This window comes from Salmonella sp. SAL03688, from assembly GCF_046551895.1.
Taxonomy (GTDB): Bacteria; Pseudomonadota; Gammaproteobacteria; order Enterobacterales; family Enterobacteriaceae; genus Salmonella; species Salmonella enterica.
Genome location: NZ_JBGDVI010000031.1, coordinates 1 through 26,387 on the forward strand (window position 1 = coordinate 1; position 26,387 = coordinate 26,387).

General features: G+C 53.9%; 19 protein-coding genes and 1 tRNA gene. 11 read left to right on the plus strand and 9 right to left on the minus strand.

The window, feature by feature from the left end; translation table 11 throughout:
- Positions 1 to 143 precede the first annotated feature (143 nt).
- The 3 genes from ACLJR2_RS21785 to ACLJR2_RS21795 form a co-directional block, all read right to left on the minus strand.
- A tRNA-Ser gene (locus ACLJR2_RS21785) sits at positions 144 to 231 on the minus strand.
- A gap of 148 nt (positions 232 to 379) precedes the next feature.
- Positions 380 to 1,057 (minus strand): hydrolase, encoded by a 678-nt coding sequence (locus tag ACLJR2_RS21790; protein WP_000097893.1) that lies wholly within the window; start codon positions 1,055 to 1,057, stop codon positions 380 to 382.
- 19 nt (positions 1,058 to 1,076) lie between these two features.
- The gene (locus tag ACLJR2_RS21795; protein WP_000809969.1) at positions 1,077 to 1,937 is read right to left on the minus strand and encodes a pirin family protein; all 861 of its coding nucleotides are present in this window, start codon (positions 1,935 to 1,937) and stop codon (positions 1,077 to 1,079) included.
- 108 nt (positions 1,938 to 2,045) lie between these two features.
- Here ACLJR2_RS21795 and ACLJR2_RS21800 point away from each other — a divergent pair, with 108 nt between their 5' ends.
- Positions 2,046 to 2,957, plus strand: coding sequence for a LysR family transcriptional regulator (locus ACLJR2_RS21800; RefSeq protein WP_000597932.1), 912 nt, complete (start codon positions 2,046 to 2,048; stop codon positions 2,955 to 2,957).
- A gap of 90 nt (positions 2,958 to 3,047) precedes the next feature.
- Here ACLJR2_RS21800 and infA read toward each other — a convergent pair whose 3' ends face one another.
- The 5 genes from infA to trxB all read right to left on the minus strand — a co-directional run bounded on the left by infA (position 3,048) and on the right by trxB (position 8,897).
- Positions 3,048 to 3,266, minus strand: a complete 219-nt coding sequence (gene infA / locus ACLJR2_RS21805) for a translation initiation factor IF-1 (protein WP_001040187.1) — start codon at positions 3,264 to 3,266, stop codon at positions 3,048 to 3,050.
- Positions 3,267 to 3,577: 311 nt separating this feature from the next.
- Positions 3,578 to 4,282 carry a leucyl/phenylalanyl-tRNA--protein transferase gene (gene aat, locus ACLJR2_RS21810; RefSeq protein ID WP_001241650.1) on the minus strand — a complete coding sequence of 235 codons (705 nt, stop codon included), beginning with the start codon at positions 4,280 to 4,282 and terminating at the stop codon, positions 3,578 to 3,580.
- Between the two features lie 44 nt (positions 4,283 to 4,326).
- Positions 4,327 to 6,048: a heme ABC transporter ATP-binding protein/permease CydC gene (gene cydC, locus ACLJR2_RS21815; protein WP_001202257.1), complete on the minus strand. Its 1,722-nt coding sequence runs from the start codon at positions 6,046 to 6,048 to the stop codon at positions 4,327 to 4,329.
- Complete coding sequence (gene cydD, locus ACLJR2_RS21820; protein WP_001535016.1) at positions 6,049 to 7,815, minus strand: heme ABC transporter permease/ATP-binding protein CydD; 1,767 nt, start codon at positions 7,813 to 7,815, stop codon at positions 6,049 to 6,051.
- 113 nt (positions 7,816 to 7,928) lie between these two features.
- Positions 7,929 to 8,897, minus strand: a complete 969-nt coding sequence (trxB, locus tag ACLJR2_RS21825) for a thioredoxin-disulfide reductase (RefSeq protein ID WP_000537406.1) — start codon at positions 8,895 to 8,897, stop codon at positions 7,929 to 7,931.
- Positions 8,898 to 9,443: 546 nt separating this feature from the next.
- Between trxB and lrp the strand changes: the two genes are divergently transcribed.
- The 10 genes from lrp to ACLJR2_RS21875 all read left to right on the plus strand — a co-directional run bounded on the left by lrp (position 9,444) and on the right by ACLJR2_RS21875 (position 25,180).
- Positions 9,444 to 9,938: a leucine-responsive transcriptional regulator Lrp gene (lrp, locus tag ACLJR2_RS21830; RefSeq protein ID WP_000228469.1), complete on the plus strand. Its 495-nt coding sequence runs from the start codon at positions 9,444 to 9,446 to the stop codon at positions 9,936 to 9,938.
- 134 nt (positions 9,939 to 10,072) lie between these two features.
- A complete protein-coding gene (ftsK, locus tag ACLJR2_RS21835) occupies positions 10,073 to 14,212 on the plus strand; it encodes a DNA translocase FtsK (protein WP_001535019.1) in 4,140 nt (1,379 codons plus the stop codon).
- 142 nt (positions 14,213 to 14,354) lie between these two features.
- The gene (lolA, locus tag ACLJR2_RS21840; RefSeq protein ID WP_001519746.1) at positions 14,355 to 14,966 is read left to right on the plus strand and encodes an outer membrane lipoprotein chaperone LolA; all 612 of its coding nucleotides are present in this window, start codon (positions 14,355 to 14,357) and stop codon (positions 14,964 to 14,966) included.
- A 9-nt stretch (positions 14,967 to 14,975) separates the two neighbouring features.
- Positions 14,976 to 16,319 carry a replication-associated recombination protein RarA gene (gene rarA / locus ACLJR2_RS21845; protein ID WP_000067785.1) on the plus strand — a complete coding sequence of 448 codons (1,344 nt, stop codon included), beginning with the start codon at positions 14,976 to 14,978 and terminating at the stop codon, positions 16,317 to 16,319.
- A gap of 258 nt (positions 16,320 to 16,577) precedes the next feature.
- Entirely contained in the window at positions 16,578 to 17,870 is a 1,293-nt protein-coding gene (gene serS / locus ACLJR2_RS21850; RefSeq protein WP_000886697.1) for a serine--tRNA ligase, read from the plus strand.
- Between the two features lie 235 nt (positions 17,871 to 18,105).
- Positions 18,106 to 20,550, plus strand: a complete 2,445-nt coding sequence (dmsA, locus tag ACLJR2_RS21855; protein WP_000850247.1) for a dimethylsulfoxide reductase subunit A — start codon at positions 18,106 to 18,108, stop codon at positions 20,548 to 20,550.
- A 10-nt stretch (positions 20,551 to 20,560) separates the two neighbouring features.
- Entirely contained in the window at positions 20,561 to 21,178 is a 618-nt protein-coding gene (dmsB, locus tag ACLJR2_RS21860; protein ID WP_000213069.1) for a dimethylsulfoxide reductase iron-sulfur subunit DmsB, read from the plus strand.
- A gap of 1 nt (position 21,179) precedes the next feature.
- The gene (locus ACLJR2_RS21865) at positions 21,180 to 22,043 is read left to right on the plus strand and encodes a dimethyl sulfoxide reductase anchor subunit family protein (RefSeq protein ID WP_000534681.1); all 864 of its coding nucleotides are present in this window, start codon (positions 21,180 to 21,182) and stop codon (positions 22,041 to 22,043) included.
- Positions 22,044 to 22,392: 349 nt separating this feature from the next.
- Positions 22,393 to 23,541: an MFS transporter gene (locus ACLJR2_RS21870; RefSeq protein ID WP_000109271.1), complete on the plus strand. Its 1,149-nt coding sequence runs from the start codon at positions 22,393 to 22,395 to the stop codon at positions 23,539 to 23,541.
- A 217-nt stretch (positions 23,542 to 23,758) separates the two neighbouring features.
- On the plus strand, positions 23,759 to 25,180 hold the full coding sequence (locus ACLJR2_RS21875; RefSeq protein WP_001134264.1) for an APC family permease: 1,422 nt from the start codon (positions 23,759 to 23,761) through the stop codon (positions 25,178 to 25,180).
- Positions 25,181 to 25,471: 291 nt separating this feature from the next.
- Here ACLJR2_RS21875 and pflA read toward each other — a convergent pair whose 3' ends face one another.
- Positions 25,472 to 26,269 (minus strand): pyruvate formate lyase 1-activating protein, encoded by a 798-nt coding sequence (gene pflA / locus ACLJR2_RS21880; RefSeq protein WP_000067928.1) that lies wholly within the window; start codon positions 26,267 to 26,269, stop codon positions 25,472 to 25,474.
- Between the last annotated feature and the right edge of the window lie 118 nt (positions 26,270 to 26,387).

Here is a 26,387-nt window from a genome sequence, read left to right on the forward strand (position 1 = left end):
ATAGAGGATAATCGCGTTGGGTGCGTTTGAACTCAGTCATCATCACGTTCTCCGGATTTAAGTCTGGAACGTGTCAACGCTATTCAGGACGGGTCATATGTGAAAAAAAAGCCCGTACTTTCGTACGAGCTCTTTCTTAAATATGGCGGTGAGGGGGGGATTCGAACCCCCGATACGTTGCCGTATACACACTTTCCAGGCGTGCTCCTTCAGCCACTCGGACACCTCACCATATTGTATTGCTGCCTGACCACTTGGGGGGCAACGGGGCGCTACTATAGGGAGTTGCGCTAAAACGGTCAAGCAGAATTTACATATTCACTGTCGTTTGCTCATGCAATAGACATAATCCCCGCCCAAACTGGCGCGGGGAGGCAAATTAGCGCTGTGAATCCAACATTTCGTTGTTTTTCACCACATCCTGCGCTTTGCTGTAGCTTTCGATCAGCAGTTGATAGGCCGGGAATACCTGAGTATAAACGTCGGCCCACGCGGCGGCGTCTTCACGGTTCCAGGTGCCTTGCAGCTCAGAGGCGACTGCGGCAGTATCCATCGGTACGACGCCAGCCTGTACGATACGCGCCAGGGTGATCTCCTGCGCCATCTTACTGTAGGTACCGGATGCGTCGATCACGGCAAATACCTTATAACCTTCCGCTACCGCGCTAATGGCCGGGAATGCCATGCACACGCTGGTAATCGTCCCGGCAATGATCAGCGTCTTACGACCCGTCGCTTTTACCGCCTTAACGAAATCTTCGTTATCCCAGGCGTTAATTTCACCTTTGCGCGCAATGTACTGCGCATGTGGCGCATTAGCGTGGATCTCCGGGATCAGCGGGCCGTTCGGACCTTGCGGTACGGATGCCGTGGTAATGACCGGCATTTTCGCTAACGTCGCCATCTTCGCCAACGCCGCGGCGCGAGCGCGTAATTCCGGCATTGGCATATCGCCTACGGTCTGGAAAAGACCGCTTTGATGATCGATTAAAAGCATCACGGAATCGTTAACATCAATTACCGGGCGCAAACCATTAAAATTAGCAGGACTTGACATCGTGTTCTCCTTCATGTTTTCAGATTTGGCCAAAACGGCCGGAGTTGAAATCGCGGACTGCTTCTGCGATCTCTTGTTTCGTGTTCATAACAAATGGGCCGTAACCCACAATCGGTTCATTCAGCGGCTCGCCTGATAACAGCAATACGCTGGCGTCGCTGCTGGCCTCAAGGTGCAGCGTTTTCCCTTGCTGGCTCAATACCACCAGTTGCGCTTCGTTGACCGGCGTCGTGCCGTTCACCGTGATATTGCCTTTCAGTACCACCAGCGCGGTGCTCCATCCTTCCGGCTGTGCCAATGTAAGCTGGCGATTGCGTTGCAGGCGCATATCCCAGACATTGAGCGGCGAGAAAGTGTGCGCCGGGCCTTTTGTCTCTTCATAACGCCCTGCAATGACCCGCACGACTCCGGCGTCATCCGGCAACGTAACGGTCGGGATAACATCGTGGGTAATGCTTTGATAACCCGGGGTGGTCATTTTGTCCTTCATTGGAAGGTTAACCCACAACTGCACCATTTCCAGTTCGCCGCCCCGACGGGTAAACGCGTCGGAATGGAACTCTTCATGCAAAATGCCTGCGCCTGCGGTCATCCACTGAACGTCGCCCGGGCCGATAACGCCGCCGCGACCGGTAGAGTCCCGATGCTCGACTTCGCCACTATAAACAATCGTCACGGTCTCGAAACCGCGGTGTGGATGCTCCCCAACGCCGCGTTTTTCATTACCCGGCGTAAATGTGTGCGGCCCGGCATAATCCAGCAGCAGGAAGGGACTCAACTGCTGCGCATGTGACTGATAAGAAAAGAGTGAACGAACCGGAAATCCATCGCCAACCCAGTGCGGTCGAGGTGCGGTATAGACGCCTGTAATCTGTTTCATGGTGTTCTCCTCAGTGGCGTTGTCTTGATGTGAATAAGCTTATATTCATGACAAAAGGTTCGGTAGTGGCTAAAATGGCTCATACCGTTCCATTAATAGGACAATGTAATGATAAAAACGGATCTCAATGATTTTGCGTGGTTTGTGCATGTGGTCGAAGAGGGTGGGTTTGCCGCGGCGGGGCGTGCGCTTGATGAACCAAAATCAAAACTGAGCCGGCGTATTGCACAACTGGAGGAACGGCTGGGCGTGCGATTGATTCAGCGAACCACCCGGCAGTTTAACGTTACCGAAGTGGGGCAAACATTCTATGAGCACTGTAAAGCGATGCTGGTGGAAGCTCAGGCGGCGCAGGATGCCATTGCCGCATTGCAGGTAGAGCCTCGCGGTATCGTGAAGCTGACCTGCCCGGTGACGCTGCTGCATGTACACATCGGCCCAATGCTGGCGAAGTTTATGGCGCGTTATCCTGATGTTTCGCTACAGCTTGAAGCAACCAATCGTCGGGTGGACGTCGTAGGGGAGGGGGTGGATGTGGCGATTCGCGTCAGGCCGCGCCCGTTTGAGGATAGCGACCTGGTGATGCGCGTCCTGGCTGACAGAGGGCATCGCCTGTTTGCCAGCCCGGATCTTATCGCACGGATGGGAATCCCTTCCGCGCCGTCGGAGTTGAGCCATTGGCCAGGGCTAAGTCTTGCATCCGGCAAGCATATCCACCGCTGGGAACTTTACGGCCCGCAGGGCGCGCGTGCGGAAGTCCATTTTACCCCGCGTATGATTACTACAGACATGTTGGCGCTACGCGAGGCGGCGATGGCGGGCGTGGGGCTTGTGCAGTTACCTGTCTTAATGGTGAAAGAACAACTGGCCGCCGGTGAACTGGTCGCGGTGCTGGAAGAGTGGGAGCCCCGGCGGGAGGTTATTCATGCTGTGTTCCCATCCCGGCGAGGATTATTACCTTCCGTACGCGCGTTGGTCGATTTTTTGACAGAAGAGTATGCGCGGATGGTGGAAGAGTAACCTGCTCGTCATTCATCGACTTAATGGACGCAAAAAAGGCCGGTTAAACCGACCTTTTATCCAGCCGCCCTTCAGGGCGTGAGGAGACAATTAGCGACTACGGAAGACAATGCGGCCTTTGCTCAGGTCGTACGGGGTCAGCTCAACGGTCACTTTGTCGCCCGTCAGGATGCGGATGTAGTTCTTACGCATTTTACCGGAGATGTGTGCAGTAACCACGTGACCGTTTTCTAACTCTACGCGGAACATGGTATTAGGTAACGTTTCGAGAACGGTACCTTGCATTTCAATATTGTCTTCTTTGGCCATCTAATCCTCTGGGGTATCACTACCATAATTTGAACCGGCAAGATAATGCCGAACTTCTTTTGATAAGTAAAGATTTGTGCGTTTAAAACACAGCAAACCAGGTTTAGCACATGATTCCGCGACACACGACAACGCCGCGTTATACACCTTTTCCCTGATACTACCGCCTGATGTATCGACATAAGCGCAACATATAAGGGAACGGTGAAATAAACGATGGGCGTTACCTGACAACGGGCTGCGGGATAATGAGCTAAACCAATTCTGCGGCAGCAATTATAACACCCCAATAAAAAATGTGCCGAAAACATTCACTTCCGGGGCAAAAATAATGTCCGCGGCACCCAAAAACGGGAGGCCAGCGGCTGTTGGCGTAAGGCCGCGAGGTGATCGAGGTAGTCACGACGTGGAATTTCAATGGCACCGAGCGAGGCAGTATGACTATTAAGTACCTGACAATCAATAAGTTTACCGCCGTGGCGGGTAAATTCAGCGCAAAAAACCAGCAGTGCGGTTTTAGAGGCATTCTCCTGGCGGCTAAACATCGATTCGCCGCAAAATAGCGCCCCCTGCGAGACGCCATACATCCCGCCGACCAGTTCCCGATCGCGCCACACTTCAATGGAGTGCGCGTGGCCCAATTCATGTAATCGGCGATAGGCTTCCTCAATACCACGCGTTATCCAGGTGCCTTCGTCACGGTGATTGGCGCATCCATCAATGACCCGATCGAAAGCGTAATTGAGCGTCACGCGGTAAGGGGATGCGTTGTGAAAGCGCTTCATGCTGCGACTGAGGTGAAACTTTTCAGGCCACAGCACGGCGCGCGGATCGGGCGACCACCACAGAATCGGGTCGCCCGGCGAAAACCACGGGAAAATCCCGTGCTGGTAGGCCATTAACAACCGGGCAGGGCTGAGATCGCCGCCCAGCGCCAGTAAACCGTTAGGCTCGCGTAAAGCGCCTTCCGGCGAAGGGAAGGCGATAGAATGTCGGGAAAGCTGAACCAGACGCATGACGGCGAAACTCCAGTACGCAAGTCGGATCGTTCAATAATAGCTTACAGACGTTGTTTAAACTGATAATAGCGCCCTTGTCCGGCTAACAATTCTGCATGAGTGCCTCGCTCAATGATGCGCCCGTCGTCCATTACGATGATTTGATCAAAACGGGCCAGACCGCGCAAACGGTGAGTCACCATCAGGACGGTTTTCTCGCGCATCACATCGGCAAGTAATTCCAGCATTTCGCTCTCGGTGGTCGCATCCAGCCCCTCAGTGGGCTCATCCAACAGCATTAACGGAGCATCATGCAACAGCGCGCGGGCGATGGCCAGACGACGAAGTTCGCCGCCGGATAGCAGGCGACCGCCTTCGCCGAGCCAGCTATTAAGCCCACTATCTTCGAGCAGATTTTCGAGGCCGACGCGACGCAGCATGTCGGAAAGGGCTTCGTCGCTGGCATTGGGCGCCGCCAGTAATAAATTATCACGCAGCGTGGCGCTGAACAGGTGGACACGCTGCGGCACCACGCTGATAGTCCGGCGTAAGGCGGATTCGCTCAGCGAGGATAGCGGAAGATCGTTGAGCAGAATTTCGCCTTGTTGCGGGTCCCAGGCGCGGGTGAGTAGCTGCAACAGCGTTGATTTTCCGCAGCCGGTACGCCCCAGAATAGCGACATGCTCGCCAGGATTAGCCTGTAATGAGAGGGCATTGAGCGCATTAATCGGCTGGTCGGGATAACGAAACGAAACGTCCCGCAGGGTGAGTGTGACCTTTTCCGGCGCGGGAGTTTCTGCCTGCGGAAAGGTCACCTCCGGTTTTTGCTCCGTTAATTCAGTGATACGAAGCGCAGAGGCGATAACCTGCCCCAGATGCTGGAATGCGCCGGTAACGGGCGCAAGCGCCTCGAAAGCCGCCAGCGCGCAGAAGACAAACAGCGCGATGAGCGCGCCGGGCTGCGTATTGCCGCCAACGCCGCCGGAGGCCATCCACAACATTAACATCACCGCCAGCGCGCCAATCAGCAGCATTAACGCCTGCGATAAGGCGGTCAGTTCAGACTGTCGGCGTTGGGCCTCATGCCATTGTAATTCGGTGGCTTCCATTTGCGCCCGATAGCGTTTGCTGGCGCCAAAAATGGTGAGTTCCGCCTGGCCCTGTAACCATGACGTGAGCTGCTGGCGATACTGACCTCGTAGATGCGTCAGATTTTGGCCGGTATTTTTGCCGGCGCGATAAAACACCGGCGGCATAATAAACAGCGTCAACAGCATAATGCCGCCCAGCGTGATCGCCAGCGTCACGTCGAGAACGCTAAGCCCCAGGGTGACAATCATAATCACTACAAAAGCGCCGACCAGCGGGGAGATGACGCGCAAATAGAGATGGTCCAGCGTGTCGACGTCGGCAACGATGCGGTTCAGCAGTTCACCTTGCTGATAACGCGCCAGACCCGCGGGGGAGAGCGGTAAAAGTTTGCTGAAGGTATAAATACGCAGATGTTGCAGCACGCGGAACGTGGCGTCATGACTTACCAGACGTTCAAAATAACGACCGGCGGTACGGGTAATGGCCGCGCCGCGCACGCCGGCCGCCGGGAGCATATAGTTAAAACTGTAAATTCCCGCGAAGCCTGCGATAGCGGACGCGGACAGGAACCAGCCGGAAAGCGTCAGCAGCCCGATACTGGCAAGCAGGGTCAGGATTGCCAGCGCAATTCCCAGCGTTAGCATCCATTTATGGCGTTTATAAAGCGTCAGATAAGGGAGTAGCGCGCGCATTTAAATATCCTCCTGACGATGAGCCAATAACGTCGCAAAAGCGCCGTTGGCGGCGCTGAGTTCGGCATAACTGCCTTGTTCGACAATCGCGCCATCTTGCATAACCCAGATAGCGTCCCAGTCGGCGAGATCTTCCAACTGATGCGTCACCATTAATGTGGTCTGGCGTTTTGACGCCGCTTTTAACGCCTGCATGACGCGTTGCTCGCTGTGAGCGTCCAGGCTTGCCGCCGGTTCATCCAGCAGTAGCAGTTGACAGGGATTAAGTAGCGCACGGGCGATCGCTACACGCTGTGCCTGGCCGACGGAAAGTCTGCTGGCATGATTGCCGAGCGGGGTGTCTACTCCCTGCGGCAGCAGCGGTAAAAATTCGCTTACCCATGCGGCGTCAAGCGCGGCATAAAGTTCCTGCTCGCTGGCGTCCGGGCGCGCCAGTAATACATTTTCGCGTAGCGTCGCCGCAGGTAATTGCGGGTTTTGCCCAACCCAGGAGAGATGCTGGCGCCAGGATTCCGGCGAGAGATCGCGAAGCTCGACACCGTTAATACGCAAAGATCCCTGATAGGAGAGAAAACCGGATAATACATTCAACAGAGTGCTTTTACCGGAACCGCTGCGTCCTACCAGGACGGCGCGTTCTCCTGCCGCTAATGAGAAATTCAGCGGCCCGGCAAGCGTTTTGCCTTCTGGCGAGGTGATAATAAGATTGACTGCGTCAATGGTTACAGGCTCGTTTTCCGCCAGCTCAACTTCGCCGCGCGCCGGGTGGGCGAGGGGCGTTTCCAGAAACGTCTTCAGACTATCCGCCGCGCCAATCGCCTGCGCCTTAGCATGATAAAACGTGCCGAGGTCGCGTAATGGCTGGAAAAACTCCGGCGCGAGGATCAAGGCGAGGAACCCGGCGGCGAGCGTCACGCCGGTACCGTAATGACCAAAGTTCAGCTCGCCCAGGTAAGAGAAGCCAAAATAAACGGCGACCAGCGCAATAGAAAGCGAGGTGAAAAACTCCAGCACGCCGGAAGATAAAAAGGCGAGGCGCAGAACTTCCATCGTGCGCTGACGAAAATCCTGCGATGCTGCGCGAATGCTCTCGGTTTCCGCTTCTCCACGACCGAAAATTCGCAGCGTTTCCATCCCGCGCAGACGGTCAAGAAAATGGCCGCTTAGCCGGGCAAGCGCCAGGAAATTGCGGCGGTTGGCGTCAGCCGCGCCCATCCCCACCATCGCCATAAATAGGGGAATGAGCGGGGCGGTGCCCAGCAGAATCAGCGCCGCCGCCCAGTTTGACGGGAAAATCGCCGCCACGATTAAGAGCGGTACGCAAACGGCAAGCGCCATTTGCGGCAGATAGCGCGCATAATAGTCATGCATATCGTCAATCTGTTCCAACACCAGCGTCGCCCAGCTACCGGCGGGCTTGCCCTGAATCCAGGCTGGGCCGGCTTGCTGCAGACGATCCAACACCTGACGGCGGATCTCAAAGCGAATATGTTGTCCGGCATGAAAACCGACGCGCTCGCGCAACCACACCACCCAGGCGCGGAGGACAAAGACCAGTATCAGCAGGATAAAAGGGAGCAACAGCGCTTCCCGTGGAATGTTCTCCATGATCATATGTTGCAGGATACGCGCCATGATCCAGGCCTGAGCGACAATTAATACGCCACTCATGAACCCCAACAGGCGGGAAATATTCAACCACCGTTGGGAGATTACGCTTTGCTGTTTTAACCAGCGGGTCAGCTCTTTTTGACGGGTTTTATTCATTGCACGCTTAGCAGGTGAGTTATTGGAATTTCAGGCAGGGCAATGTTACAACGACGCAAAAATAAAGGCGACTTATAGTCGCCTTTTTTACTTTTGTTACTGATTTGTAAAAACTATTTGCTCGCGTCGGCCAGACCATCGAGATAGCGTTCGGCATCCAGCGCCGCCATACAGCCCGTACCCGCAGAGGTGATCGCCTGACGGTAAATATGATCCATAACGTCACCCGCCGCGAATACGCCAGGGATGCTGGTTTGTGTGGCGTTGCCATGGGTGCCGGACTGAACTTTGATATAACCATTTTCCAGCTCAAGCTGGCCTTCGAAGAGCGCCGTGTTTGGGCTATGACCGATGGCTACGAAAAGTCCGGCGATGTCCAGCGTCTCAATATTATCGCTTTGCTGCGTGTCGCGAAGACGCAGACCAGTAACGCCCATCTGATCGCCGGTCACTTCTTCCAGCGTCCGGTTGGTGTGCAGAATGATATTGCCATTTTCGACTTTATCCATCAGGCGCTTAATGAGGATTTTTTCAGCGCGGAAACCGTCACGGCGATGGATAAGGTGCACTTCCGAAGCGATGTTGGACAGATAAAGCGCTTCTTCAACCGCGGTGTTGCCGCCGCCGATCACCGCCACTTTCTGATTGCGGTAGAAGAAACCGTCGCAGGTTGCGCAGGCGGAAACGCCGCGCCCTTTAAAGGCTTCTTCCGATGGCAGCCCCAGATAGCGCGCGGAAGCGCCGGTCGCAATGATCAACGCATCACAAGTGTACTCTGCGCTGTCACCTGTCAGACGGAACGGACGATTTTGCAGATCCACTTTGTTGATGTGATCAAAGATTATCTCGGTTTCAAATTTTGCCGCATGTTCATGCATGCGTTCCATCAGCAGCGGGCCGGTCAAATCGTTTGGATCGCCGGGCCAGTTTTCCACTTCCGTCGTGGTAGTCAGTTGACCGCCTTTTTCCATACCGGTAATAAGTACCGGCTGTAAATTTGCGCGCGCGGCATACACCGCCGCGGTATATCCCGCCGGTCCTGAGCCCAGAATAAGCAGCTTACTGTGTTTGGTCGTGCCCATGAGATCCCCATAGTTGTTGGCAGACAATGAGCAGAATTGTAGGGAATTTACAGACGTAAAAAAAGAGCATAACGATTTTGTTAACAATATGTGTAATAGCATGAACCGATGAACGACCGCGACAGCGACGTTATCATCACAAACTTTAATTAAAATCGGTAACTTATAAGGTGACGAAATGACAGTTTACCGCCCTCTCTAATGAATAACTGGCATGTTGTACTAAAAATCGATGTTTTGCTTTGACAATCACCTGCTGTTTTGCGAAAACATTCGAGGAAGAAAAAAACTGTGTTATGTATGTGCTGCATAATCATGCATGTAAATACCATGTTTACCGGGCTAGTGAAATCTACGCATGGCGTGGACAGACGCCATTCGTGATGTCGATAGCTGCCGTGAGGCAACGGTCTTCTCACCATAGACCAGGCATTGCGCGCCGTTAATCCCTCTGGGTTTCGGTCTATTGTGATGGGCAGCGACTCTGAACAGTGATGTGAGTAGAGTCAGGCAGGAGTAGGGAAGGAATACAGAGAGACAATAATAATGGTAGATAGCAAGAAGCGCCCTGGCAAAGATCTCGACCGTATCGATCGTAACATTCTTAATGAACTGCAAAAGGATGGGCGTATTTCCAACGTCGAGCTTTCTAAACGAGTAGGACTTTCGCCGACACCTTGCCTTGAGCGTGTGCGTCGGCTGGAGCGACAGGGGTTTATCCAGGGCTATACGGCGCTGTTGAACCCGCATTATCTGGATGCGTCACTTCTGGTATTCGTTGAGATTACCTTAAATCGCGGCGCGCCGGATGTGTTTGAACAGTTTAATGCCGCCGTGCAAAAGCTTGAAGAGATTCAGGAGTGTCATTTGGTTTCCGGCGATTTCGACTACCTGTTGAAAACCCGTGTACCGGATATGTCAGCGTATCGAAAACTATTGGGAGAGACGTTGCTGCGCTTGCCAGGTGTGAACGACACCCGAACTTACGTAGTGATGGAAGAGGTAAAACAGAGTAATCGTCTGGTTATTAAGACACGCTAACACGGAACAGGTGCAAAATCGCCGTAGTTTGATTACACTCCTGTTAATCCATACAGCAACAGTGCCGGGGCAACCCGGTGCTGTTGTCCGTTTTAGCATCGGGCGGGAAAAGCCTGGAACCTGGAGAGCCTTTTTTGAGCCAGGAATATACTGAAGACAAAGACGTCACATTGACGAAGTTAAGCAGCGGGCGCCGACTTCTGGAAGCGTTGTTGATACTTATTGCCCTTTTTGCCGTCTGGTTGATGGCGGCCTTGTTGAGCTTTAACCCTTCGGACCCCAGTTGGTCGCAAACCGCCTGGCATGAACCCATCCATAATTTAGGCGGCGCGCCGGGCGCGTGGCTGGCCGATACACTGTTCTTTATTTTTGGCGTAATGGCCTACACCATCCCTGTCATTATTGTCGGCGGGTGTTGGTTTGCGTGGCGTCATCAGTCTACGGATGATTACATCGACTATTTTGCTGTGTCGCTACGCCTTATCGGCGTGCTGGCGCTGATTCTCACTTCCTGCGGTCTGGCGGCCATTAATGCCGACGATATCTGGTATTTCGCCTCCGGCGGCGTAATTGGCAGCCTGTTAAGCACCACGCTGCAGCCGTTGTTGCATAGTAGCGGCGGAACGATAATGCTTCTCTGTATTTGGGCTGCCGGGCTGACGCTCTTTACCGGCTGGTCCTGGGTCAGTATCGCCGAAAAATTAGGCGGCTGGCTGCTTAATATACTGACCTTCGCCAGCAACCGTACCCGGCGTGATGATACGTGGGTTGACGACGAAGAGTATGATGACGAATACGATGAAGAAACCGACGGCGTGCAGCGTGAATCTCGCCGGGCGCGTATTTTGCGCGGCGCGTTGGCGCGTCGTAAGCGACTGGCTGAAAAATTCAGCAATCCACGGGGCCGTCAGACCGATGCCGCGCTCTTTTCCGGCAAACGGATGGATGATGACGAGGACATTCAGTATAGCGCGCGCGGCGTCGCTGCCGATCCCGACGACGTTCTGTTTTCGGGCAACCGTGCGACGCAGCCGGAATATGATGAATATGATCCGCTGTTAAACGGCTATTCTGTCACTGAACCGGTCGCCGCCGCTGCGGCTGCAACTGCCGTCACCCAGACGTGGGCAGCGTCCGCCGATCCCATAATGCAAACGCCGCCCATGCCGGGGGCTGAGCCGGTTGTCGCGCAACCGACCGTGGAGTGGCAGCCCGTACCGGGGCCGCAAACCGGCGAACCGGTTATCGCGCCTGCGCCGGAGGGGTATCAGCCGCATCCGCAATATGCTCAACCGCAAGAGGCGCAAAGTGCGCCGTGGCAGCAACCTGTGCCTGTCGCTTCCGCGCCGCAATACGCCGCGACGCCAGCGACCGCAGCAGAATATGACTCTCTTGCGCCGCAGGAAACACAGCCGCAATGGCAGGCGCCGGATGCCGAACAACACTGGCAGCCGGAGCCGACCCATCAGCCGGAGCCGACCCATCAGCCGGAGCCGGTTTATCAGCCGGAGCCGATAGCGGCTGAACCTTCCCACATGCCGCCGCCGGTTATCGAACAGCCGGTTGCCACCGAGCCTGAACCTGACACAGAAGAGACCAGACCCGCCCGTCCTCCGCTTTACTATTTTGAAGAGGTGGAAGAGAAACGCGCCCGTGAGCGCGAACAACTGGCGGCATGGTATCAACCGATTCCGGAGCCGGTAAAAGAGAACGTGCCGGTCAAACCTACGGTATCTGTCGCGCCGTCCATACCGCCAGTGGAAGCGGTAGCCGCCGCCGCGTCGCTTGACGCAGGTATTAAGAGTGGCGCCCTGGCAGCAGGCGCCGCGGCCGCTGCGCCTGCCTTTAGTCTGGCTACCGGCGGCGCGCCGCGTCCGCAGGTGAAAGAGGGGATTGGTCCGCAACTGCCGCGTCCGAACCGCGTTCGCGTGCCGACCCGACGGGAACTGGCATCGTACGGTATTAAGCTGCCGTCACAGAGGATTGCAGAAGAAAAAGCCCGCGAGGCGGAGCGCAATCAGTACGAGACGGGCGCGCAGCTAACCGATGAAGAAATAGATGCAATGCATCAGGACGAGTTAGCCCGTCAGTTTGCGCAGTCGCAGCAGCATCGTTATGGTGAGACGTATCAGCATGATACGCAACAGGCAGAAGATGACGATACCGCTGCGGAAGCTGAATTAGCCCGCCAGTTTGCCGCTTCGCAACAGCAGCGCTATTCCGGCGAGCAACCCGCTGGCGCGCAGCCGTTCTCACTGGACGATCTGGATTTCTCGCCAATGAAAGTATTGGTTGATGAAGGTCCGCACGAACCGCTGTTCACGCCGGGTGTCATGCCCGAGTCAACGCCTGTTCAGCAACCTGTAGCGCCGCAGCCTCAGCCACAGTACCAGCAGCCGCAGCAGCCGGTAGCGCCGCAGCCGCAGTATCAGCAGCCGCAGCAGCCGGTAGCGCCGCAGCCGCAGTATCAGCAGCCGCAACAGCCGGTAGCACCGCAGCCGCAGTATCAGCAGCCGCAGCAACCGACAGCGCCACAGCCGCAGTATCAGCAGCCGCAACAGCCGGTAGCGCCGCAGCCACAGTATCAGCAGCCGCAACAGCCGGTAGCGCCGCAGCCGCAGTATCAGCAGCCGCAACAGCCGGTAGCGCCGCAGCCGCAGTATCAGCAGCCGCAACAGCCGGTAGCGCCGCAACCGCAGTATCAGCAGCCGCAACAGCCGACAGCGCCGCAAGACAGCCTGATCCACCCGCTGTTGATGCGTAACGGCGACAGTCGTCCATTGCAGCGTCCGACGACGCCGCTGCCTTCATTAGATCTTCTGACGCCGCCGCCGAGCGAAGTTGAACCGGTAGATACCTTTGCGCTGGAACAAATGGCGCGTCTGGTTGAAGCGCGTCTGGCGGATTTCCGCATTAAAGCTGATGTGGTGAACTATTCGCCAGGCCCGGTCATTACTCGCTTTGAACTCAATCTGGCCCCGGGCGTTAAAGCGGCGCGTATCTCCAACCTTTCCCGGGATCTGGCGCGCTCATTGTCAACGGTAGCCGTACGCGTTGTGGAAGTCATTCCAGGCAAACCTTACGTAGGGTTGGAATTGCCGAACAAGAAACGGCAAACCGTTTATCTGCGCGAAGTGTTGGATAACGCCAAATTCCGCGAGAATCCGTCGCCGCTTACCGTGGTGTTAGGTAAGGATATCGCGGGCGATCCGGTAGTGGCGGATCTGGCGAAAATGCCTCACCTGCTGGTGGCCGGTACGACCGGTTCCGGTAAGTCGGTCGGGGTTAACGCCATGATCCTCAGTATGCTGTATAAAGCGCAGCCGGAAGACGTTCGCTTTATCATGATCGACCCGAAAATGTTAGAACTTTCGGTCTATGAAGGTATACCGCATCTGCTGACGGAAGTTGTTACCGACATGAAAGACGCGGCTAACGCGTTACGCTGGAGCGTCAATGAGATGGAGCGTCGCTATAAGCTGATGTCCGCGCTCGGCGTGCGTAATCTGGCTGGGTATAACGAGAAAATCGCCGAAGCGGCCCGCATGGGGCGTCCGATTCCGGACCCGTACTGGAAGCCGGGCGACAGTATGGATGTTCAGCATCCGGTTCTGGAAAAACTGCCGTATATCGTGGTACTGGTTGATGAATTTGCCGACCTGATGATGACCGTCGGTAAAAAAGTTGAAGAGCTGATCGCGCGTCTGGCGCAGAAAGCGCGCGCTGCGGGGATTCACCTGGTACTGGCGACGCAGCGTCCGTCGGTCGATGTGATTACTGGTTTAATTAAAGCCAACATTCCAACCCGTATCGCTTTTACCGTATCCAGCAAGATCGACTCCCGCACCATTCTTGATCAGGGTGGCGCTGAGTCGCTATTGGGAATGGGGGACATGCTCTATTCCGGACCAAACTCCACCATGCCGGTACGTGTCCATGGGGCGTTTGTGCGTGACCAGGAAGTCCATGCGGTGGTGCAGGACTGGAAAGCGCGCGGTCGTCCGCAATATGTGGATGGCATTACCTCCGACAGCGAAAGCGAAGGTGGCGGTGGCGGTTTTGACGGCGGCGAAGAATTAGATGCGCTATTCGATCAGGCCGTTAATTTCGTCACCCAGAAGCGTAAAGCGTCCATTTCCGGCGTTCAGCGTCAGTTCCGCATCGGCTATAACCGTGCGGCGCGTATTATCGAACAGATGGAAGCGCAGGGTATTGTTAGCGCTCAGGGGCATAACGGTAATCGTGAAGTGCTGGCTCCGCCGCCTTTTGAGTAAACCTGTAAGCCGGATGGCGCTGTGCAGGCTGCCATCCGGCAACAAAATTCAGTATTTTCTTCTTTCCTCATGCTGATTTTTGGCCTGGAATAGAAAGCAAAAGGAGCTCCTGGTCGGGAGTGTCGAAACCTGAGGAATAATGATGAAAAAAATGGCAATCGCCTGTGCATTACTTTCAAGCGTTGTAGCCAGCAGCGTATGGGCTGACGCCGCCAGCTCTCTGAAAAGCCGTCTGGATAAAGTGAGCAGCTTTCATGCCACCTTTACTCAAAAAGTCACCGATGGCAGCGGTGCCGCGGTGCAGGAGGGACAGGGTGATTTATGGGTTAAGCGGCCAAATCTATTCAACTGGCATATGACGCAACCTGACGAGAGTATTCTGGTTTCTGACGGCAAAACGTTATGGTTCTATAACCCGTTTGTAGAACAGGCTACCGCCACGTGGTTGAAAGATGCCACCGGAAATACACCGTTTATGCTGATTGCCCGCAACCAGGCCAGCGACTGGCAGCAGTATAATATTAAGCAGGATGGCGATAATTTTGTGCTGACGCCGAAAGCCAGCAACGGCAATCTGAAACAGTTCACCATCAATGTGGGACGCGACGGGACTATCCACCAGTTTAGCGCCGTAGAACAAGACGATCAGCGTAGCGCCTATCAGCTAAAATCCCAGCAAAACGGCGCGGTTGATCCGTCAAAATTTACGTTTACTCCGCCGCAAGGGGTAACGATAGACGACCAACGTAAGTAGAGGCGATGAGTGAGCAATCTGTCGCTCGATTTTTCTGATAATACGTTTCAACCGCTGGCCGCGCGAATGCGGCCGGAAAATTTAGCGCAGTATATCGGCCAGCAGCATTTGCTGGCCGCAGGTAAGCCGTTGCCTCGCGCTATTGAGGCCGGGCATCTGCACTCCATGATTTTATGGGGGCCGCCAGGGACGGGGAAAACCACGCTCGCTGAAGTGATCGCCCGCTACGCCAGCGCCGATGTCGAGCGTATTTCCGCCGTCACTTCTGGGGTAAAAGAGATTCGCGAAGCTATCGAGCGCGCCCGCCAGAATCGTAATGCCGGTCGCCGTACCATCCTGTTTGTCGATGAAGTGCATCGCTTTAACAAAAGCCAGCAGGACGCCTTTTTACCGCATATCGAAGATGGCACTATCACCTTTATCGGCGCGACCACGGAAAATCCCTCTTTTGAGCTGAACTCGGCGCTATTGTCGCGAGCGCGGGTCTATCTGCTGAAATCGTTAACCACTGACGATATCGAGCAAGTACTGGACCAGGCGATGCAGGACAAAACGCGTGGTTACGGCGATCAGGATATCGTGTTACCGGATGAGACACGGCGAGCGATTGCTGAGCTGGTCAATGGCGACGCGCGGCGCGCCTTAAATACGCTGGAAATGATGGCCGATATGGCGGAGGCGGATGACAGCGGCAAACGCGTTTTATTGCCCGCCTTGTTGACCGAGATCGCCGGCGAGCGCAGCGCGCGTTTTGATAACAAAGGCGATCGCTTCTACGATCTTATTTCCGCCTTACATAAATCAGTGCGCGGCAGCGCGCCGGATGCCGCCCTCTATTGGTATGCCCGTATCATTACCGCGGGAGGCGATCCACTGTACGTGGCGCGTCGCTGCCTGGCGATTGCCTCGGAAGATGTGGGTAATGCCGATCCGCGCGCGATGCAGGTCGCTATTGCCGCGTGGGATTGTTTCACCCGCGTCGGTCCGGCTGAAGGCGAAAGGGCGATCGCGCAGGCTATCGTTTATCTCGCCTGCGCGCCGAAGAGCAACGCCGTCTATACCGCCTTTAAGGCTGCGCTGGCCGACGCGCGCGAACGTCCTGATTATGACGTTCCTGTCCATCTGCGTAATGCGCCAACCAAACTGATGAAAGAGATGGGCTATGGCCAGGAGTACCGCTATGCCCACGATGAGCCCAATGCCTATGCTGCGGGTGAAGTGTACTTCCCGCCGGAAATCGCGCAAACGCGCTATTATCATCCGACAAATCGTGGTCTGGAAGGCAAGATTGGCGAAAAGCTCGCCTGGCTGGCTGAACAGGATCAAAATAGCCCCACAAAACGCTACCGCTAGTGTAAACGTTGCGGTAAGGTTATCTCTAAATATGATGCTCCAGGTATCATGGCGTTGATGATGAACCTCGTTATGCCTGATAGCACGTTGCTTATGAGGTCCGCGGGTATAGCGCAATGGATGCGTTGTTGCTGTCGTCGGTCTGGTAAGGCGAAAACGTCGCTATTACGTAAACGCGGTTTACGTTCATCAATACAATCAGAGGCGATCATCAATTGATCGCGTTTCCTTTTATTATTCGATAAGCACAGGATAAGCATGCTCGATCCCAATCTGCTGCGTAATGAGCCAGACGCAGTCGCTGAAAAACTGGCACGCCGGGGCTTTAAGCTGGATGTAGATAAGCTGCGCGCTCTTGAAGAGCGTCGTAAAGTTTTGCAGGTCAACACGGAAAACCTGCAGGCGGAGCGTAATTCTCGATCGAAATCCATCGGCCAGGCGAAAGCGCGCGGGGAAGATATCGAGCCTTTACGCCTGGAAGTGAATAAACTGGGCGAAGAGCTGGATGCGGCGAAAGCCGAGCTGGATACCTTGCTGGCGGAGATCCGTGATATCGCGCTGACCATCCCAAACCTGCCTGCGGATGAAGTGCCGGTAGGTAAAGATGAAAACGACAACGTTGAAGTCAGCCGCTGGGGTACCCCGCGTGAGTTTGATTTTGAAATCCGCGATCACGTCACCTTAGGGGAAATGCACTCCGGCCTCGACTTTGCCGCCGCGGTTAAGCTGACCGGCTCCCGTTTTGTGGTGATGAAAGGACAGATTGCGCGTATGCATCGCGCATTGTCGCAGTTCATGTTGGATCTGCATACGGAACAGCACGGCTATAGCGAAAACTACGTGCCGTATCTGGTTAACCACGACACGCTGTATGGCACCGGTCAACTGCCGAAATTCGCAGGCGACTTGTTCCATACCCGTCCGCTGGAAGAAGAAGCAGACAGCAGCAACTATGCTTTGATCCCGACGGCGGAGGTTCCGCTGACCAATCTGGTACGCGATGAAATCATCGACGAAGATCAGCTGCCGATTAAAATGACGGCGCATACGCCTTGTTTCCGTTCTGAAGCAGGTTCTTATGGTCGTGATACCCGTGGCCTGATTCGTATGCATCAGTTTGACAAAGTGGAAATGGTGCAGATCGTTCGCCCGGAAGATTCTATGGCTGCGTTGGAAGAGATGACCGGCCACGCGGAAAAAGTGCTCCAGCTACTGGGACTGCCGTACCGTAAAATCATTCTGTGCACTGGCGATATGGGCTTCGGCGCCTGCAAAACTTATGACCTCGAAGTCTGGGTTCCGGCGCAGAATACCTACCGCGAGATCTCTTCCTGCTCTAACGTCTGGGACTTCCAGGCGCGTCGTATGCAGGCACGCTGTCGCAGCAAGTCCGACAAAAAGACCCGTCTGGTCCATACCCTGAATGGTTCTGGTCTGGCGGTAGGTCGTACCCTGGTGGCCGTGATGGAAAACTATCAGCAGGCTGATGGCCGCATTGAAGTGCCGGAAGTATTACGTCCGTACATGAACGGACTGGAATATATCGGCTAATCCTCGCTTTCTCCTCTTCTAAAAAGCGCCTTCGGGCGCTTTTTTTATGCCAGTTTGATACCGGACAATAATCCCTACCCTATTAGGGGTAATACTGATTTCGAATGAAGGTCAGTTTTTAACACTATTTTTCTACTTTTTCGATATATATCAGACTTTATAGCGATGTTATCGCTATATAAAATTCTATACATCGTTTTATTATTTTTTATTGTGAGCAGCAGAGTGAGCCCTTATGAAAACTAAGATCCCTGATGCCGTGCTGGCAGCCGAGGTGAGCCGTCGTGGTTTAGTCAAAACCACCGCGATAGGCGGCCTGGCGATGGCCAGTAGCGCATTTACCCTGCCATTTACCCGCATCGCTAACGCCGCAGAGGCAATAAGCCCGGCGAAAACCGGCGAGAAAGTCGTCTGGAGCGCCTGTACGGTAAACTGTGGCAGCCGTTGTCCGCTACGTATGCATGTTGTGGATGGCGAAATCAAATATGTAGAAACGGATAATACCGGAGACGATGATTACGATGGCTTGCATCAGGTTCGCGCCTGCCTGCGCGGTCGTTCTATGCGTCGTCGCGTCTATAACCCGGATCGGCTCAAGTATCCGATGAAGCGCGTCGGCGCGCGCGGCGAAGGTAAATTTGAGCGTATTAGCTGGGACGAAGCCTACGATATCATTGCCACCAATATGCAGCGTCTTATCAAAGAGTATGGCAACGAGTCCATTTATCTGAACTATGGCACGGGAACGCTGGGCGGCACTTTGACACGTTCATGGCCGCCGGGAAAAACGCTGGTCGCTCGTCTGATGAACTGCTGCGGCGGTTATCTTAACCACTACGGTGATTACTCTTCCGCGCAAATCGCAGCGGGTCTGAACTACACCTATGGCGGCTGGGCGGATGGCAATAGTCCATCCGACATTGAAAACAGTAAGCTGGTGGTGTTGTTTGGTAATAACCCTGGCGAAACCCGCATGAGCGGGGGCGGTGTAACCTATTACCTTGAACAGGCGCGGCAGAAATCAAACGCGCGGATGATCATTATCGATCCTCGTTACACCGACACCGGCGCCGGTCGCGAAGATGAGTGGATTCCGATTCGTCCAGGTACCGATGCGGCGCTGGTCAATGGTCTGGCATATGTCTTAATCACCGAGAACATGGTCGATCAGCCGTTCCTGGATAAATATTGCGTCGGTTATGACGAAAAAACCTTGCCTGCCAGCGCGCCGAAAAACGGTCACTACAAAGCCTATATTCTGGGCCAGGGTAAAGACGGTATTGCGAAGACGCCGGAGTGGGCGGCGCAAATTACCGGTATTCCGGCGGATCGCATTATTAAGCTGGCGCGAGAAATCGGCAGCGCTAAACCCGCCTATATTTGCCAGGGGTGGGGGCCACAGCGTCATGCTAATGGAGAAATCGCCACGCGCGCCATCTCGATGCTGGCGATCCTGACGGGTAATGTTGGGATTAACGGCGGTAACAGCGGCGCGCGCGAAGGGTCTTATGCCCTGCCATTTGAACGTATGCCCACGTTGGAAAATCCGGTTGAAACCAGCATCTCCATGTTTATGTGGACCGATGCCATTGAACGCGGCCCGGAAATGACGGCGTTGCGTGATGGCGTGCGGGGGAAAGATAAGCTGGACGTGCCGATCAAAATGATCTGGAACTATGCTGGCAACTGTTTGATTAACCAGCACTCTGAGATTAATCGCACCCACGAAATCCTGCAGGATGACAAGAAATGCGAAATGATCGTCGTTATCGACTGTCATATGACTTCGTCGGCAAAATACGCCGATATTCTGTTGCCTGATTGCACTGCTTCTGAGCAGATGGACTTTGCGCTGGATGCCTCCTGCGGGAACATGTCTTACGTTATCTTCACTGACCAGGCGATTAAACCTCGTTTCGAGTGTAAGACGATTTATGAGATGACCAGCGAACTGGCGAAACGTCTTGGCGTGGAACAACAGTTTACCGAAGGCCGGACGCAAGAAGAGTGGATGCGTCATCTGTACGAACAGTCGCGTAAATCCATTCCGAATCTGCCTACCTTTGAGGAGTTCCGTAAGCAAGGCATCTTCAAACAGCGTGACCCCGAAGGCCACCATGTCGCCTATAAAGACTTCCGCGAAGATCCGCAAGCGAATCCACTTACAACGCCATCGGGCAAGATTGAAATCTATTCACAGGCGTTGGCGGATATCGCCGCCACCTGGGAGCTGCCGGAAGGCGACGTGATCGATCCATTACCGATCTACACGCCAGGTTTTGAAAACTATAACGATCCGCTAACGGATAAATTCCCGCTGCAGTTGACGGGTTTCCACTATAAAGCGCGTGTGCATTCCACTTATGGCAACGTAGACGTACTGAAAGCCGCCTGTCGCCAGGAAATGTGGATTAACCCAATGGATGCGCAGAAACGCGGTATCAACAATGGCGATAAAGTCCGCATCTTCAACGATCGCGGCGAAGTACATATCGAGGCTAAAGTGACGCCGCGCATGATGCCGGGTGTGGTCGCCCTGGGAGAAGGCGCATGGTATGACCCGGATGCAAAACGCGTGGATCAGGGCGGATGTATTAACGTACTGACGACCCAACGTCCTTCTCCGCTGGCGAAGGGGAACCCGTCACATACGAACCTCGTTCAGGTTGAAAAGGCGTAAGGAGTAACCGATGACAACCCAGTATGGATTTTTTATTGATTCCAGCCGTTGCACCGGTTGCAAAACCTGCGAACTGGCCTGCAAGGACTACAAAGATTTGACCCCGGATGTCAGCTTCCGCCGCATTTATGAGTATGCGGGCGGCGACTGGCAGGAAGATAACGGCGTCTGGCACCAGAACGTCTTTGCCTACTATCTCTCCATCTCCTGTAACCACTGCGAAGACCCGGCCTGTACCAAAGTCTGTCCGAGCGGCGCGATGCACAAGCGCGATGACGGTTTTGTGGTGGTGAACGAAGAGGTCTGTATCGGCTGCCGCTACTGCCACATGGCCTGCCCGTACGGCGCGCCGCAGTACAACGCGGCCAAAGGTCATATGACCAAGTGCGACGGCTGTTATGACCGGGTGGCGGAAGGCAAGAAACCGATTTGCGTGGAATCCTGCCCGCTGCGGGCGCTGGATTTTGGCCCGATAGACGAACTGCGTAAAAAACACGGTGAGCTGGCTGCCGTCGCGCCGTTGCCGCGCGCGCATTTCACGAAGCCGAATATTGTGATTAAACCCAACGCCAACAGCCGCCCGACCGGGGATACTACCGGTTATCTGGCCAATCCGAAGGAGGTATAAGATGGGAAGTGGATGGCATGAATGGCCGTTGATGATCTTCACGGTCTTTGGTCAGTGCGTGGCCGGTGGTTTTATTGTTCTGGCTCTGGCGCTGATGAAGGGCGACCTGCGCGCGGAAACGCAGCAGCGGGTGATCGCCTGTATGTTTGGTCTGTGGGTGCTGATGGGGATTGGCTTTATCGCCTCGATGCTGCATCTGGGCTCGCCGATGCGCGCGTTTAACTCGCTTAACCGCGTGGGTGCTTCCGCACTGAGCAATGAAATTGCCAGCGGCTCGGTGTTTTTTGCGGTCGGCGGGATTGGCTGGCTGCTGGCGGTACTGAAAAAGCTGCCGCCGGCACTGCGCACACTCTGGCTGATTATCACGATGGTACTGGGCGTCGTCTTCGTCTGGATGATGGTACGCGTCTATAACAGCATCGATACAGTACCGACCTGGTATAGCGTCTGGACGCCGCTGGGCTTCTTCCTGACGCTCTTTATGGGGGGGCCGCTACTGGGTTATCTGCTGCTGCGCATCGCAGGCGTGAACGGTTGGGCGATGCGTTTGTTGCCTGCGGTGTCGGTGCTGGCGCTGGTGGTTATTGCCATTATGGTGGCCATGCAGGGCGCGGAACTGGCGACGATTCACAGTTCCATTCAGCAGGCGTCTGCTCTGGTGCCGGATTATGGCTCGCTGATGGCCTGGCGTATGGTGCTGCTTGCGGCGGCGTTGTGCTGCTGGATTGTGCCACAGTTAAAAGGGTATCAACCTGCGGTACCGTTGCTCTCTGTCGCCTTCATTCTGATGCTGGCGGGGGAATTGATTGGCCGCGGCGTATTCTATGGGCTGCATATGACCGTGGGCATGGCGGTAGCCAGCTAACGCGTTGACGCGCATTCGGCCTGCAGAACGTGCAGGCCGAATGCGCCTTTAGCCACCATCAATCTAAGGAATATAACCGGGGTGGAGAAGGCGCATATAAATCCATAGAGAAGAAAACGAAGCTAAAGGAACCATGAAATTTTTCGACTGAACAAAACGCCGATTTTGCGGGTTAGATCAATAAAAACAAGGGGATGAATTTTTAGCCTTTCAATATATTCACGTACAGAATAAGTAAATCAAATCGATAGTCTCAAAACTTGCGGATCGCCCATGCGGAGCCGATTGACAATGTTTTTGGCGATGGCATGATGCGCATGAAATTTGAACTTCCTCACGGTTTTTATTCATGTCCACCTATACCCGTCCCGTCATGCTTTTGCTGTGCGGGCTACTTTTGTTGACCCTGGCCATTGCGGTACTGAATACGCTTGTGCCGCTGTGGCTTGCTCAGGCAAACCTTCCGACCTGGCAGGTGGGGATGGTCAGCTCGTCTTATTTTACCGGCAATCTGGTCGGGACGTTATTTACCGGGTATTTAATTAAACGCATTGGGTTTAACCGTAGCTATTATCTTGCCTCGCTGATCTTCGCCGCGGGTTGTGTCGGATTGGGGGTGATGGTGGGGTTCTGGAGCTGGATGAGCTGGCGTTTTATTGCCGGTATCGGCTGCGCTATGATTTGGGTGGTTGTCGAAAGCGCGTTGATGTGCAGCGGAACCTCGCATAATCGCGGGCGCCTGCTTGCTGCCTATATGATGGTCTATTACATGGGGACCTTCCTTGGACAATTATTGGTCAGTAAAGTATCTGGTGAATTGCTGCACGTCCTTCCCTGGGTGACCGGAATGATTCTGGCGGGAATTCTGCCGCTACTCTTTACCCGAATTGTAAATCAGCAAACGCAGGCACGTCATTCCTCTTCTATTAGCGCCATGCTGAAGCTACGCCAGGCGCGTCTTGGCGTGAATGGTTGTATTATTTCCGGCATTGTTCTTGGTTCATTATATGGCCTGATGCCGTTATATCTGAAGCATCAGGGGATGGCTAACGCCAGCATCGGTTTCTGGATGGCGGTGCTGGTGAGCGCCGGCATTTTGGGGCAATGGCCAATGGGACGTCTGGCGGACAAATTTGGTCGCTTGCTGGTGTTACGCGTACAGGTATTCGTTGTCATACTCGGTAGTATTGCCATGTTAACCCAGGCGGCGATGGCGCCAGCTCTGTTTATTCTGGGGGCGGCGGGTTTTACGCTTTATCCTGTTGCAATGGCCTGGGCCTGTGAAAAAGTCGAACACCACCAGCTTGTGGCAATGAACCAGGCGCTGTTGTTAAGTTATACGGTAGGGAGCCTGTTGGGGCCGTCTTTTGCTGCGATGTTAATGCAGAATTATTCAGATAATCTGCTGTTTATTATGATCGCCAGCGTATCGTTTATTTATCTGCTGATGCTGTTACGTAACGCTGGCCAGACGCCTAATCCTGTCGCCCACATCTGACTGTTCTCTGAATCGTATGCAGGACGTGAGTCTTGCATACTCTTTGTTTATGTTTTACGTAAAATAATTGACCTGCATAATTTTCTTGCTTTACTGAAAAATAAAATGTGCCGAAGGTTATAATTTTGCGCTCCTCTATTTTCTCTCTTCGTCTTTACCGCGCATAATCCCCCGCTTCATTTATAGTAATAGCATTGTGTTCACGAAGGATCGCGTTATGCCGAATGTGCAGGAAAAACAGTTGCGATGGTACAACATCGCCCTGATGTCGTTTATTACCGTTTGGGGATTCGGCAATGTTGTCAATAACTATGCTAACCAGGGGTTAGTGGTTGTCTTCTCCTGGGTGTTTATTTTTGCGCTCTATTTTATTCCTTATGCCTTAATCGTAGGGCAACTGGGCTCAACCTTCAAAGAGGGAAAAGGGGGCGTCAGTACCTGGATTAAGCATACGATGGGGCCGGGGTTGGCTTACCTTGCGGCATGGACCTATTGGGTCGTGCATATTCCCTACCTGGCGCAAAAGCCGCAGGCGATACTCATTGCATTGGGATGGGCTTTAAAAGGCGACGGCTCGTTGATAAAAGAATATACCGTCGTTGCCTTGCAGGGGCTGACGCTGGCATTGTTTGTTTTCTTTATGTGGGTTGCTTCCAGGGGGATGAAATCGCTAAAGGTTGTTGGGTCTGTGGCCGGGATTGCCATGTTTATCATGTCAATTTTATATGTTGTGATGGCAGTGACCGCGCCAGCAATTACAAACGTTGAAATTGCGACCACTAACATCACCTGGCAGTCATTTATTCCTCATATCGATTTTACCTATATCACCACCATCTCTATGTTGGTCTTTGCGGTTGGTGGGGCAGAGAAGATCTCGCCTTACGTTAACCAGACGCGGAATCCAGGAAAAGAATTTCCGAAGGGGATGCTCTTTTTAGCCGTCATGGTTGCGGTCTGCGCTATCCTCGGTTCGTTGGCGATGGGAATGATGTTTGATTCGCGGCATATACCTGACGATTTAATGACCAATGGGCAATATTATGCATTCCAGAAATTGGGTGAGTATTACCATATGGGTAATTCATTAATGGTGATTTATGCCATTGCCAATACTCTGGGGCAAATCGCCGCGCTGGTGTTTTCTATTGATGCGCCACTGAAAGTCTTACTGGGTGATGCAGACAGTAAATATATCCCGCAGCGCTTATGTCGTACTAACGCTTCAGGTACGCCAGTTAACGGTTATTTGCTGACATTAGTGTTGGTCGCTATCTTGATTATGTTGCCAACGCTTGGCATCGGCGATATGAACAACCTGTACAAATGGCTGCTTAATCTCAATTCAGTCGTTATGCCGCTGCGCTATCTGTGGGTATTTGTCGCCTTTATTGCCGTCATTCGACTGGCGCAAAAGTATAAACCTGAATATGTGTTTATTCGCAACCGGGCGTTGGCGTTAACTGTGGGAATATGGTGTTTTGCCTTCACCGCGTTTGCCTGCCTTACCGGTATTTTCCCCAAAATGGAGGCGTTCACGCCGGAGTGGACATTCCAGCTGACGTTGAACATCGTGACGCCTTTTGTCCTGGTCGGGTTGGGATTAATTTTCCCACTGCTGGCGCGTAGAAACACATAACGACGTTCTTTTCCACGGCGCTCCTGCCAGGCGAGCGCCTTTTAAGGTTACAGGTGCCTGGGTTCCAGGCGGAGACCACGGTATTAACAGGTGCCGGGTCAGCAATAGTTGTCAGACCTTCAACCCAGCAGCAGATAAGCGACTCTGTATTTGATACCTGGTAAGCGCAATATTGTTAACCAGGCCTGTCTGACGGCGGGGTCGGGTATTTTAGCGGTAAGAGCGTTATCCAGACAGCAAAACGGCTACCCTCATGGGCAGCCGTTTAAAAGCGGGTAAGATAGCAGGCGATTAATACATTACTTTATGACCATACTGCTCAAGAATACCCTTTACACGCTCCATAGTCTCTTTTTTGGGCGGCTTCACGCCATCCAGTTTATATTCTTCGCCCATTGCCACCCATTTATGTTTGCCCAGCTCATGATAGGGCAGCAGCTCGATTTTTTCGACATTACCCATATCGCGGGTAAACTCGCCCAGGCGATGCGCGGAATCATCGTCGTCAGACCAGCCGGGAACGACAACGTAACGGATCCAGACCTTCACATTTTTCTTTGATAAATACTGCGCGAATTCCAGCGTCCGGTGATTAGAGACACCGACCAGATTCTGGTGGATCTCATCATTCATCTGCTTGAGATCGAGCATCACCAGATCGGTAACGTCCAGCAGTTCATCAATCACCGGGTCATAACGGCGCACAAAGCCGTTGGTGTCGAGACAGGTGTGGATACCTTCTTTTTTACAGGCGCGAAACCAGTCGCGTACAAATTCTGCCTGCAAAATGGCCTCGCCGCCGGATGCCGTCACGCCGCCGCCAGAAGCATTCATAAAATGCCGATAGGTCACCACCTCTTTCATTAAGTCTTCAACGGTGATTTCTTTACCGCCATGCGTATCCCATGTGTCGCGGTTATGGCAATACAGGCAGCGCATCAGGCAGCCCTGGAAAAAGGTAATAAAGCGGATGCCTGGGCCATCAACGGTGCCACAGGACTCAAAGGAGTGAATGCGACCAATAACCGGCTTTTTATCAGCAGTTACTGCAACACTTTCATTTGTAATACAATCGGTTAAGTTACTCATATCGCTTCGGCTAGCTCTAAATAACATGGGGTTTATGGACACATTCCGGGCATGTTGAGCACCCTGGTAAGGGGGTTGCATCCTGTAAAAAAGCGGTACTGCGAGCGTAAATTTTGGA